We start from the raw sequence: 14,013 nt of genomic DNA on the forward strand, positions 1-14,013 counted from the left end.
CCACAAAAATAAATTCTTTGGAGGGATATTATGTCAAAGAAAATAAATATACTAGATGATATAACAATAAATAAAATAGCAGCAGGAGAAGTAGTCGAAAGACCTTCTTCTGTTACTAAAGAATTAATAGAAAACTCCATAGATGCTAATTCTACACAAATAGTTATAGACATAATCGATGGAGGAAAAAAACAAATAAGAATAACAGATAATGGAAGTGGAATTTTATCCAGCCAAGTAGACAAATCATTTTTAAGACACGCTACTAGTAAAATAAAAGAAATTGATGACTTGTATGACTTATATTCTTTAGGTTTTAGAGGCGAAGCTTTAGCTTCCATATCGTCTGTATCTCGTTTGGAAATGATTACAAAAACCAAGGAAGAACCCATTGGAACAAAAGTTATTTTAGAAGGTGGAAAAGAAATTTTAAAAGAGCCTGTGGGAACAAAGAATGGAACGACTATTATTATAAAAGATTTATTTTTTAATACTCCTGCTAGACAAAAGTTCTTAAAATCCACACATGCAGAAACTATAAATATAAGTGATTTAATTAATAAACTAGCTATAGGAAATACACATATACAATTTAAATATATAAATAATGGAAAGTTAATGTTAAATACACCAGGTGATGGAAAGCTTCTTTCTGTTATTAGAAGCATTTATGGAAAAGAAATAGTTGAAAATTTAATTGAAATTGATGGAAAATGCGAATATTGCAATATTTCAGGATATATAGGGAATAACAATATTTATCGTTCAAATAAAAACTTGCAGCACATTTACATAAATAATAGATTTGTAAAAAGTAAAATAATATTAGATTCCATAAATGAAGCATACAAAAGTATTATACCAATTAATAAACATGGTGTATGTTTTTTAAATATTGATATTAATCCTGCAAAAATAGATGTTAATATTCATCCTACGAAAATGGAAATTAAGTTTGAAAATGACAAAGATTTATATATAGAAATTAGAGATTTATTAAAAAGAAAGTTATTAAATACTGCTTTAATTGGTAAATATGAAAACTACGATAGAAAACCTGTTATAAGTGAAAATAAAGAAGTATATTTAGAAAAAAAAGAAGAAACTTTAAATACTATAATTTCAAATGAAATAAATAAAACTACGCCAATAGAAAAAATAGATGATGACAATAAATTTATGTCTTTTGAAGAGGCTTTAAATAAGGAAAATAATAAAAAAGAATATAAGGAAAGTTTAAGTAGTTCTGATAAAAAAGAAGATATTAAGCTTCAACCTTTAGAAAATAAAAAAGGTGAATACTTTATAGATGGTAATATTGACCTTAGTAAATCATTTACTTTTGATGAACTAGAATCTTTGAGCAATGTTGATAGTAAAAGTAATGATGTTGAAATAATTAAGGAAGAAAATCCTATAAAAAATGAAAATAGATTTTCCATTACTGATTTTAGAGTTGTGGGAAGTATACTTAACACTTATATTGTACTTGAAAAAAATAATTCCATGTACTTATTAGATCAACATGCAGCTCACGAAAAAGTACTTTATGAAGAATATATGAAAAAATTCAAAAGTCACAAAATAGATATGCAAATGTTATTAGATCCTATAGTAGTAGAAATATCAAATGTAGATATGTTGAAGGTAGAATCAAATATTGACTTGTTTTTGAATTTTGGTTTTGAAATTGAGCTATTTGGAAATAATCACATTATGATAAGAGGTGTACCTACTATTTTTGGTAACCCTGAAAGTGAGAAATTTATCCTTCAAATTATTGATAATATAGAGGATTTAAAAAATAGCTATGATTTAAAAGGAGACAAATTTGCCTCAATGGCATGTAGAGCTGCTATAAAAGCAAATGATATTATTCATACTATGGAAATGAAAAAGCTTCTATCTCAAATGGAATTATGTGAGAATCCATTTACGTGTCCTCACGGAAGACCTACCATAGTTGAAATATCAAAAAAAGAAATTGAAAAAATGTTTAAAAGAATTATGTAAGAAAGGATTGTTATGAAGAAAATACCACTTATCATCTTAACAGGACCTACGGCCGTTGGGAAAACGGCTTTATCAATAGAGTTAGCCAAGGACTTAAATGCAGAAATTATTTCAGCTGACTCTATGCAAATATATGAATATATGGATATAGGAAGTGCTAAAGTTACAAAAGAAGAAATGGATGGGGTAACACATCATATGATAGATGAAGTTAAGCCAGATTTTCCTTTTTCTGTTTCAGAGTTTCAAGATAGAGCAAATAAATATATAAAAGAAGTAGCTAATAAAGGGAAAAATGTACTGGTAACAGGTGGTACAGGGTTATACCTTAATTCATTAATTTACAACATGGATTTTGCAAAGTCCAATAGTAACTCTAAGATAAGAGAAGAATTAGAAGAAGAACTTAGTGAAAAAGGCATAGACTATATGCATGATAAGTTAAAATCACTAGATAGTGAGGCTGCTTCTAGAATACATAAAAACAACACTAAAAGGGTTATAAGAGCTTTAGAGGTATGTTTAGATGGAAAGAAAATGCAAGACTTCTCCAATGATTTAAAATACAATGAAGACTACTTACCAATAATAATAGTACTAAATCGTCATAGAGAAATTCTTTATAATAGAATAAACAAAAGAGTAGATATTATGATGGAAGCAGGATTAATTGAAGAAGTTAAAAAATTACTAGATATGGGATATGACAAAAACTTAATTTCTATGCAAGGAATAGGTTATAAAGAAATAGTTAAATATCTAGAAGGTGAATACACTTTAGAGGAAGCTGTAGAGATAATTAAAAGAGATTCAAGAAGATATGCCAAAAGACAAATAACTTGGTTTAAAAGATATAAAGATAGTGAATGGTTTGACTTAGAAAAGTATGACAATATGGAATTACTTAAAGAAGATATTATGAACTTTATTGAAAATGTATCTAAAAGTGTATAATATTATAATATAATTGTTTATAGAGAAAGAGTTTATATAATATAATTTAGTCGGGAGGATATTGTTAATGAAAAATACTGCTTTAAATTTACAAGATCTATTTTTAAATAATGCTAGAAAAGAAAGAGTACCTGTAACAATATATTTAATGAATGGTGTTCAAGTTAAAGGCTATGTAAAAGGATTTGACAGTTATATAGTATTAATAGAGGGAGAAAATAAACAACAAAACCTAATTTATAAACATGCAGTTTCAACAATAGTACCAGGCAAAAGCATAAATATACAAAACACAAACCAAAATAATACAAAGTAATTTAAAGATAAAAGGTACTTATACTAACCTACAAAAATTATAGGTTAATATAAGTACCTTTTTTAATTATTTTCCTTTAAATCTTGAACTTAAATTTTTACTATGATAAACTTTTTAAAGTGACAAATAAAAGAAAATAGGTGAGATGAAGTGCTTAAAGAGACAAGTGATTTATTAAAAGAATATTACGGATTAGATGATGAAACTTTTGATTTATCTAATGAAGTAATGAAAGATATAAAAGATCAATTTGAAAAAATAAAACAAATAAGGGAATTTAACCAATATAAAGTGTTAAGGGCTATGCAAAGAGCTCATTTAAGTGATAACCATTTTAACTGGACAACAGGATATGGATACAATGATATTGGTCGTGAAAAAATAGAAGAAATATTTGCAGAAGTGTTTGGAGCAGAAGATGCTTTAGTTAGACCAATAATAGTAAATGGAACTCATGCATTAAGTTTATGTATCCAAGGTATAGTTAGACCAGGAGATGAAATATTATCAATAACAGAAAAGCCATATGATACATTACAAGGCGTAATAGGTATAAGAGAAGAAAAAGGATCTCTTAAAGAATTTGGAGTTACATACCAAGATGTGGATTTTTTACCAGATGGTAATATTGACTTAGAAGGTGTTAAGAAAAAAATAAATGAAAAAACTAAACTAGTAATGATACAAAGATCAAAAGGATATTCTTGGAGAAAATCTTTATCAATAGAAGATATAAAAGAAGCTATAGAAGTGGTTAAATCAGTTAATAAAGACTTAATAGTTATGGTAGATAACTGTTATGGTGAATTCTTAGATACAAAAGAACCTACCGAAGTAGGCGCTGATATTATGGCTGGTTCTTTAATTAAAAACCCAGGTGGAGGACTTGCTTTAACTGGTGGCTACATAGCAGGTAGAAAAGATTTAGTTGAAATGGTATCTTATAGATTAACTACACCAGGTATAGGAAAAGAATGTGGTTTAACATTTGGAACTACAAGAAATGTACTACAAGGATTTTTCATGGCCCCATATGTTACATCACAAGCTGTAATGGGTGCAATATACTGTGCTAGAATGTTTGAAAAATTAGGATACGATGTACTTCCGAAATATGATGATTTAAGAAGTGATATTATACAAGTGGTAAGACTTAAAAATGCAGAGGAAGTTATAGCATTCTGTCAAGGTGTACAAGCTGCAGCTCCTGTGGACTCTTATGTAAAACCTGAACCATGGGCAATGCCAGGATATGAAGATGAAGTAATAATGGCTGCAGGTGCTTTTATTCAAGGTTCATCAATAGAACTTAGTGCTGATGCACCAATAAGACCACCATTCAATGTTTACTTCCAAGGTGGACTTACATTTGATCACTCAAAAATGGGAACATTAAAAGCAGTAGAATATATTAAAAAAATAAATAAATAGTATAATAATTAAAAAAAGTCTTAATATATAATTGTATTAAGGCTTTTTTATATATTAAGGGATAGAGGGTGTTTTAATTATATGGAAATATGTATTTTTTTAGGAGCGGGAGCTTCTGCAGCAGAAAATTTACCTATACAAAATGAATTATTTTCTAATTATTTTAAGAACAGTCTTCCTTTGCATCCATATAGCAAAATGAATACAAATCTTAGAGAGTTTTTTAAAGAAATGTTTAATATTGATGTGCTACTAGACGATATAGATAAGGTTAATTTCCCAACATTTGAGGAAGTACTTGGTATTTTAGATATGGCAGAACAAAGAAGAGAATCCTTTAAAAATTTTGGAACAGATACTTATAATAACAGAAGTAGCTCGATTAATCTTTTGCGACAATATTTAGTATTATTAACAGCAAATTCAATTAATAATGCGGTAAAATCAAGTAATAAGTATCATGAATTATTATTAAATAATTTAATGAAAGATGGTCAATTGCTAAATACTACTTTTATAAGTGCAAACTATGATATTCATATAGATAATACAATTTCTAAATTGTATAATAAAGAAAAAATGCCTGTAATGCTAGATTATGGAGTGGATTTTGCCAATTTTAATTTTAAGAATAGTTCTTGGAAAAGGCCTTGTGGAAAAACTATAAAACTGTATAAAGTACATGGTTCACTAAATTGGCTATATTGCCCCATATGTTCAAGTTTAACACTTACACCATATGAAGGTGGTGTAATGAGGATTTTAAATAATCAAGATGAAGCTACTTGTTTAAATTGTAATGAGCGTACAATCCCAATAATAGTTCCACCTACATATTTTAAGAACATGTCTAATGTTTATCTAAGTAGTGTATGGAACAAAGCAGAGGCTTCGTTAAGAAAAGCTGACCTGATTATCTTTTGTGGATATTCATTTCCAGAAGCTGATATTCATATTAAATATATGTTAAAAAGGGTTCAAACAAGTAGAAATAAAAATCCTTTAAAGATAATCGTATTTAATAATCATGAAGATAAATTAACATCGGCCTTAAAAAAGGAAGAAATGAGATATAAAAGGTTTTTGGGTGAACATATCATTTTTACTAAAGATTCTTTTCAGGATTTTGCCATGAATCCTAATAAATATATAAGTCTTATAAAAAATAATAATGGATCATAAAAAGTGCTAAAATATAGTATTAAAAATATTAGGGGGAATAAAAATGTTTGGAGTAATAGTAAATAGTTTAGCTATAGTTTGTGGAGGAATACTAGGTTTAATAATAAATAAAGGAATACCTAAACGATTAGACAAATCTATTATGGATGGATTAGCACTAGTAGTTATATATATGGGTATCTCTGGGGCACTAAAAGGAGACAATCCATTATATGTTATAATTTCTATGACTATTGGTATAATCATAGGTGAATTAATTGATATAGACAATTTGTTAAATAAATTAGGATCATATTTAGATGGACAACTATCTAAAAAAAATATATCAGGTTCAGGTGAAGAAAATAAAATATCAAAAGGCTTTGTTTCTTCTAGTTTATTGTTTTGTGTAGGAGCTATGGCTGTAGTTGGTTCTATTCAAAGTGGGCTTTCAAATGATAATTCAATATTACTTGCAAAAGCAGTATTAGATGGAATTTCTTCAATATTTTTTGCTGCATCAATGGGAGTAGGAGTATTATTATCAAGCATAGCAGTTTTTTTATATGAAGGAATAATTACACTAGGAGCTTCTGGTTTATCAAATATACTAAGTACCAATGTTATAACATATATGACTTGTGTAGGAAGTTTGTTAATTATGGCTATGGGATTAAATATGATTAAAGTATGTGATATAAAAGTTGCAAATATGCTACCAGCTATGTTTATTCCTATAATTATGGGAATTTTCAACATTATTTAGAAGAAGTTTTAGACAAATTATTTATTTGGAAGGAATATAACTCTTAAAATCAAATATTTAGTAATAAAATGAATTAATATTTGATTTCTAGGAGGGGAAACTAAATGATAACTTTTGATATAAACGGCGCAATAATAAAATTTGATGAAAAAAGAGATGAGTATAACACAATTAGAAAAAATTTTAAGTTGTATGGAAATGAGTGTTCTAAACAATTTATGGATTATTGTTTAGACAGTGTAACAAATACTAGACATATTAGTGAAAAGCACTTAGAATATGGTCAAAATTTAGTTTATGAAGTAATAAGAAAAGGTGTAGAAACTCTTGTTGGATATAATATTATAACGATTGACTTTAATTTATTTAAAGAGCTATATTGCAATAAATATTTAGACTTTGAAAGACTTTTTAATAATGTAACTAGAGATTTGTCTAATTCTAAAAATAAAAAAAATATTAAGTTGTTTGATATTAAACCAATCATATCTAAGCTTTGCGAATATCTTTATGAAGATTGTTTTAGTGTACATCTTGCTGTTTTAGATGCATTAATAGATAACGGTGTAACAGAAGTTAATTCTTATATAGACAAAAAATCTATTAGACAGTCAAATGCTCTTTTTAATAATTACAAAGATGGATTTATTAGCAAGCTAGATGGATGCAAGGTAGTACAAAAGATAATAATGTCAAATCCATATAGAAAAGAAGTTTATGAGTTTCTTATCAAAGAAGATGGTGATTTTTCTGGTGAAATCGAAAGTCTAGCATCATATTTAGGATTTGATTTAAAAGAATATAAAAGTTTTTTAATGGATATGTATATAAAAGAATTAATGGATATAGGTGTTGGTGATATTGACACTGCAAAAGAAAAAGTTAAAAAGTATGCAAAATATATAGGTTGTAAAAATGATAGTATATTTATAACTAGAATCGATGCTATATATACTTTTGAAAATGCATAGAAAAAAGCTTCTACTTAATAAGTAGAAGCTTTTTATATATTTTAAAAATTCAAAAAACTTTTGTAAATTAGGTTAATATTTTATTTAGTTAATTTAATTAATAAATAGATGTGTAAGTTAGTTATATTGTTAAAATAACTAATATGTACTTAAGCTAATATGACATTAATATTAATGTATATAATTATTTATAATAATTACTAAAAGTAAATATTTTATTTAATATAATAATAATTAAAGTTGAAATGCTTAAGATACAAAAAAAATAAAAGTAAATACAGCGTTTTTATTTATTTATATTAAGTTTCTATATAAACCATTATGGACATTGATTAAAATAATTAATTACTAAAAAGAATAATATTGTTAATTCTTATTATAAATTATATATTAATTACATTCTTATTTTTACAAAAAATTCTGATAATAAAGCATAATAAAAAAAATACTTGAACAATAGATACAAAAACTGAGAAAATGGTTAAATAAATAACAAAATTATAAGTTTTATGTTTGCTATAATTTCCTTTTTTTGCTAATATTATTAGTAGTAGTACATATACCTAATAAAGATACAATTTTTAAATAGGGGGTAAATTAAATGAGTGAAAAATGCTGTTGCGGGACTGATAAATGTCAAGACTTCAAAGAGCTTGATCCCGTATTAGACAAATATGCCAAAGTACCTGGAAGTTTGATAACTATTTTACAAAAAACTCAAGATATTTATGGATATATTTCAATTAATGCCATGAATTATATTTCAGAGGCAACAGGAATAAAAACTGCCAAAATATATGGTGTTGCCACATTCTATGCGCAATTTAGATTGCAACCAATAGGAAAGTATTTAATAATGTTATGTCAAGGAACTGCATGCCATGTAAATGGATCTGAAATGATTGAAGAAGCTGTTTGTGAATTTTTAAATATTCAAGATGGTGAAACAACAGAAGATGGAAAATTTACATTAAATAATGTTGCATGTTTAGGATGTTGTTCATTAGCACCTGTTATGATGGTTAAAAGCGCAGATGGTGATGAAACTTATGGAAACTTAACTAAAGATTCTGTTAAAGAAATATTAACAGAAATTAGAGAAAGATCATAGGGGGGTGAAAAGTAATGAAAGTTATAATCGGTCAAGGTAGTTGCGGTGTCGCAACTGGAGCAAAAAAGACAGCAGCAGAATTTGAGAGACTTATAGAAGAAAAAAACCTAAATATTAAGGTTGATATTACTGGTTGTGTAGGTACTTGTTACTTAGAACCAATTGTAGATGTATATGACGACAACGAAGTTATGACAAGATATGTAAAAGTAAAACCAGAATGTGTTTTAGAAATAGTAGAAAAACATCTTGTTAATGGGGAAATAGCTACTGATTTAGAAATATCAGATGAAGATAAATTATTTATAGAAAAACAACAAAGAGTTGTACTTAGAAACTGTGGTTTAATAAATCCTGAAAAAATAGAAGAATATGTTGCAGTAGGTGGATATGAAGCTACTAAAAAAGTTGTAACTTCAATGACACAAGAAGATGTAATAGAAGAAATAAAAGTTTCAGGACTTAGAGGTAGAGGAGGCGCAGGATTTCCAACTTGGTTTAAGTGGAATGCTGCCTTACAAAATAAAGCAGATCAAAAATACATAGTATGTAATGCAGACGAAGGTGACCCTGGTGCATTTATGGATAGATCTGTTCTAGAAGGTGACCCTCATTCACTTATAGAAGGTATGATTATAGGTGGATATGCAATGGGTGCCACTGAAGGTGTTATTTATGTTAGAGCTGAGTATCCTCTTGCTATACATAGACTTGAAATAGCTATGGCTCAAGCTAGAGAAAAAGGTTTTCTTGGTAAAAATATATTTGGATCAGGATTTGATTTTGATTTAAGAATAAAAGCTGGTGCTGGAGCATTCGTTTGTGGTGAAGAGACTGCACTTATAGCTTCTCTTGAAGGAGAGAGAGGAATGCCTAGACTAAAACCACCATTCCCAGCTCAAAAAGGATATTGGCAAAAACCTACAAATATAAATAACGTTGAAACTTATGCAAATGTTGCTTGGATAATAGTAAACGGTGGAGCTGCATTTGGTGCAATGGGAACTGACAAGAGTAAAGGCACAAAAGTATTTGCCCTTGCAGGTAAAATTAAAAAAGGCGGATTAGTTGAAGTTCCTATGGGTCTTCCACTAAAAGAGGTTATATTTGGAATAGGTGGAGGAATCAAAAAAGACAAAGCATTTAAGGCTGTTCAAATGGGTGGACCATCTGGTGGATGTATACCATCTGCTTTAATAGAAACTCCTGTTGATTATGAAAATATAAACAAAACTGGGGCTATTGTTGGTTCTGGTGGTATGATTGTAATGGACGAAACTACATGTATGGTTGATATGGCAAGATATTTCCTAGATTTCACTAGAAAAGAATCTTGCGGTAAATGTAACTATTGTAGAGTAGGAACTAAGAGAATGCTTGAAATACTAGAAAGAATCACTAAAGGCGAAGGTAAGGATGGAGATATAGAGCTTCTTGAAGAATTAGCCGTAAAAATAAAAGATGGTTCTATGTGTGGGCTTGGTCAAACTGCTCCTAACCCAGTTCTTACAACTATTAAATATTTTAGAAATGAGTATGAAGATCATATCTATAATAAAAAATGTACAGCTAAGTCATGTAAAGCTTTAATTTCATTTAATATAACTGAAGATTGTAAAGGATGTACAGCTTGTGCTAAGAAATGTCCAGTTGAAGCTATATCAGGTGAAAAGAAAAAAATGCATGTAATAGATCACGATAAATGTATAAAATGTGGTAAGTGCGAAGAAACTTGTAAATTCGGCGCAATAGTTAGAGACTAGGGGAGGAGGATGATAATATGAATAAATTCAGATTAAATATAGACGGAAAAGAAGTATTTGGATTACCAGGTCAAACAATTCTTGAAGTTGCAAGAGAAAATGATGTTTTCATTCCTACTCTATGCTACGATGAAAGAACTAAAATATATGGTTCATGTGGTTTATGTGTAGTTGAAATAGAAGGAATGCCAAAAATGGTGAAGGCTTGCGCTACAGAAATATCACCTAATATGATAATAAAAACTAATACAAGTAGAGTTATAGAGTCAAGAAAAACAAATTTAGAGTTATTACTATCTAATCACGTGGGAGATTGTAGACCTCCATGTGTTCTAGCATGTCCTGCAGGTACTGATTGCCAAGGATATGTGGGCTTAATAGCAAATGGAGAATATGATGCAGCTATTGAATTAATAAAAGATAGAATACCACTACCAGCTGCTATTGGTAGAGTATGTCCTCATCCATGTGAAGAAAATTGTAGAAGAAAACTTGTTGAAGAACCAGTATCTATTGCTTGGTTAAAAAGATTTGCAGCTGATAAAGATTTAGAAAGTGAAAATCCATTTATACCAGAAATATCAGAAGAAACTGGTAAGAGTGTTGCTATAATAGGTGGTGGACCAATGGGTCTATCTGCTGCATATTTCTTAAGACAAATGGGTCATAGTGTAACTATAATTGAATCTATGCCTAAGCTTGGAGGTATGCTTCGTTATGGTATACCAGAGTACAGACTTCCAAAAGCTGTATTAGATGAAGAAATAGCATTAATCGAAAGTATGGGTGTTAAAATGATACCTAATACTAAAGTTGGCGTGGATATACCTTTTGAGACTATAAAAGCAGACTACGATGCTGTACTTCTTGGAATAGGCGCTTGGGTATCTACTGGAGTTAGATGTAAAGGTGAAGATAGTGAAGGTGTTATAGGTGGTATAGACTTCCTAAGAAAAGTTGTTAGAAATGAAGAAATAAAACTTGGTGAAAATGTAGCTATAGTTGGTGGTGGTAATACTGCAATGGATGCTTGTAGAACTGCTGTAAGACTAGGAGCTAAAAAAGTTTATAATATATATAGAAGAACTAAAAATGAAATGCCAGCTGACATGGTAGAAATAGTTGAAGCTGAAGAAGAAGGAGTAATCTTCAAAAACTTAACTAACCCTATAGAAGTTATTGCAGACGAGAATGGGAAAGTAAAACAAGTAGTACTTCAAGTTATGGAACTTGGTGAAGCTGATGCATCAGGCAGAAGAAAACCAGTGCCAGTTGAAGGAAAAACTGAAACTATAGATATAGATACAATGATTCTAGCTATAGGTCAAGCAGTAGATGCTTCTAAATTTGAAGGAATGGATAAGACTAGAAAAAATGCCATAGCTTACGATAAAGATACATTTATGACTAGTATGCCAGGTGTATTTGCTGGTGGAGACTGTGGTAACGATAAGATATCAATAGCTGTAGAAGCTATAGCAGATGCTAGAAAAGTATCAGATTCTATAGATGCTTATTTAAATGGTGAAGTATTAAAATATGAAAAACCATTTGTTGTTGAAAGATTTGATATAACTGAGAAAACATTTGAAGATAGAGAAAGAATGTGTAGACCAGTTATGGATCAATTAGAAGCAGAAGAGCGAAAAGATAACTTTACTGAAGTAGTATTCGGATATGATGAAGAACAAGCAGTAAACGAAGCTTCTAGATGTTTAGAATGTGGATGTCATGATTACTTTGAATGTAAGTTAATAGATTATGCTAATCAGTATGATGTTCATCCAGAAAGACTTGCTGGAGATAAAAATGTAATAGAATTTGAAGATGATCATCCATTTATAGTAAGAGACCCTAACAAGTGTATACTTTGTGGACTTTGTGTAAGAGTTTGTGATGAAGTTATGGGTGTTGGAGCTTTAGGGCTTGTTGACAGGGGATTTGATACTGTCGTTAAACCATCACTTGAAAAACCTTTAGCAGAGTCTGGATGTATGTCTTGTGGTCAATGTGTAAGTGTTTGTCCAACAGGAGCGCTTCAAGAAAGACAAAGTGTAGTAAAAGAAGTTCCACTTGCAACAGATGTTACAGATACAACATGCTCATTCTGTTCAGTAGGATGTTCTCTACATTTAGAATCATATGGAGATATGTTAATTAAATCTAACCCAGATAAAGAAGGTCCGGTAAATAGAGGACTTCTATGTGGTAAGGGTAAATGGGGATTTGATTGTTCAGTTTTAGAAGGCAAATTAACTAATCCACTTATAAAATGTGAAGATGGATTTAGAGATGCTGATTATCATGAAGCTCTAGTGCTTACTGCGAAGAAAGCTGAAAGTATAGCTGCTAAATATGGCAAATATGCTGTGGCTGTTGCCATATCAGATAGATTTACAAATGAAGAAGCTTATGTAATGAAAAAATTAGCAGACACTATGGGTGCAAAAACACTTTGCTTTAATAATGTAGAAAGTGGACTAGAAAAAGTTTTAGGATTAGATGCTTCTCCTAATACAATTGATGAATTATTAGCTACAAATGTAATAGTTACTTTTGGATTTGTTATGGAAAATAACCCAGTAATTCAACTTAAGTTAAAACAAGCTGCTGAACAAGGAGCAAAAGTATATGTTATAAATCCTAAAGAATATGAAGTAAGTAACTTTGATTTTGCTTCAAAAGTTGTATATGTGGAAAATGACTTAAGTGCTGTTAAAGAAATGGCTAAGGCATTAATAGAAATTGGTAAAGTTTCTTCAATAGATAATTTTGAAGAATTTAAAGCTTCAATAGATAATGTTTCTGTAAGAGATGAAATAAATGAAATAGCAAATGCTTATGCATCAGCTAAAAAAGCAATGCTTGTATTCCAACAAAATGTAGTTTCAGTTGAAGTTGCTACTATGATAGGAAATATTGCTCTACTTTCAGGACATATAGGTTCACCTAGAGATGGTGTACTTCAAATAAAAGCTAAAAATAATTCTCAAGGACTAGTTGACATGGGAATAAAATCTGGAGCAGAGGCTATGGAAGGTGTTAAAGGACTTCTATGCTTTGGTGAAAACCCTAATGTTAATTTATGTAATTTAGAATTCTTAATGGTTTTAGATACTCATATGACTGAAACTTGTGATATAGCTGATGTTATTATACCAAGTACTGGATCAGCTTCAGTAAATGGAACATTTACTAACACAGAAAGAAGAATTCAAAGCGTAAATGCAGCTATAGATGAAAATATACTATCTAATTATGAAGTTGCAGCTGAAATAGCTCATGTATATGAAGTAGACTTTAACTATAGAGATACTGCTGATATAAGCGTTGAAATGGAAGACGTTCTACCAAAATATAAATATGCAAAACTTGGAGAAATATATGGAAATGTATTAACTCCAGTTGATGCTAAATTTGTAGTAGTAAATGATGGTGAATTTGTAAATGTTCATGATTGTACTGACAATTTAATGAATATTATAAATGAAAGATTACCTAAACAAGTAAAATAATATTGATTGTTC

Annotated in this window: 10 protein-coding genes; all 10 read left to right on the plus strand. The window is 29.3% G+C overall.

All coding sequences use genetic code 11. The annotated features are described in order from the left end of the window. The first annotated feature begins 30 nt into the window (after window positions 1-30). The 10 genes from mutL (at window position 31) to TEGL_RS09765 (ending at window position 14,001) form a co-directional block, all read left to right on the plus strand. Window positions 31-2,013: a DNA mismatch repair endonuclease MutL gene (gene mutL / locus TEGL_RS09720; RefSeq protein WP_018590997.1), complete on the plus strand. Its 1,983-nt coding sequence runs from the start codon at window positions 31-33 to the stop codon at window positions 2,011-2,013. 12 nt (window positions 2,014-2,025) lie between these two features. Next, entirely contained in the window at window positions 2,026-2,967 is a 942-nt protein-coding gene (gene miaA, locus TEGL_RS09725) for a tRNA (adenosine(37)-N6)-dimethylallyltransferase MiaA (RefSeq protein ID WP_018590996.1), read from the plus strand. 67 nt (window positions 2,968-3,034) lie between these two features. Continuing rightward, window positions 3,035-3,283, plus strand: coding sequence for an RNA chaperone Hfq (hfq, locus tag TEGL_RS09730; protein WP_018590995.1), 249 nt, complete (start codon window positions 3,035-3,037; stop codon window positions 3,281-3,283). Window positions 3,284-3,433: 150 nt separating this feature from the next. Further along, window positions 3,434-4,714 (plus strand): aminotransferase class I/II-fold pyridoxal phosphate-dependent enzyme, encoded by a 1,281-nt coding sequence (locus TEGL_RS09735; RefSeq protein WP_018590994.1) that lies wholly within the window; start codon window positions 3,434-3,436, stop codon window positions 4,712-4,714. 81 nt (window positions 4,715-4,795) lie between these two features. Further along, the gene (locus tag TEGL_RS09740; protein ID WP_018590993.1) at window positions 4,796-5,896 is read left to right on the plus strand and encodes an SIR2 family protein; all 1,101 of its coding nucleotides are present in this window, start codon (window positions 4,796-4,798) and stop codon (window positions 5,894-5,896) included. Window positions 5,897-5,939: 43 nt separating this feature from the next. Then, a complete protein-coding gene (locus TEGL_RS09745) occupies window positions 5,940-6,641 on the plus strand; it encodes a DUF554 domain-containing protein (RefSeq protein WP_018590992.1) in 702 nt (233 codons plus the stop codon). Window positions 6,642-6,745: 104 nt separating this feature from the next. Further along, the gene (locus tag TEGL_RS09750) at window positions 6,746-7,612 is read left to right on the plus strand and encodes a hypothetical protein (protein WP_018590991.1); all 867 of its coding nucleotides are present in this window, start codon (window positions 6,746-6,748) and stop codon (window positions 7,610-7,612) included. Window positions 7,613-8,213: 601 nt separating this feature from the next. Further along, window positions 8,214-8,723, plus strand: coding sequence for an NADH-quinone oxidoreductase subunit NuoE (nuoE, locus tag TEGL_RS09755; protein ID WP_018590990.1), 510 nt, complete (start codon window positions 8,214-8,216; stop codon window positions 8,721-8,723). Window positions 8,724-8,737: 14 nt separating this feature from the next. Next, window positions 8,738-10,486, plus strand: a complete 1,749-nt coding sequence (locus TEGL_RS09760) for an NADH-quinone oxidoreductase subunit NuoF (RefSeq protein ID WP_018590989.1) — start codon at window positions 8,738-8,740, stop codon at window positions 10,484-10,486. 17 nt (window positions 10,487-10,503) lie between these two features. After that, window positions 10,504-14,001, plus strand: coding sequence for an FAD-dependent oxidoreductase (locus TEGL_RS09765; RefSeq protein WP_018590988.1), 3,498 nt, complete (start codon window positions 10,504-10,506; stop codon window positions 13,999-14,001). Window positions 14,002-14,013 lie beyond the last annotated feature (12 nt).

Source organism: Terrisporobacter glycolicus ATCC 14880 = DSM 1288 (assembly GCF_036812735.1).
In the GTDB taxonomy this organism is placed as follows: Bacteria; Bacillota; Clostridia; order Peptostreptococcales; family Peptostreptococcaceae; genus Terrisporobacter; species Terrisporobacter glycolicus.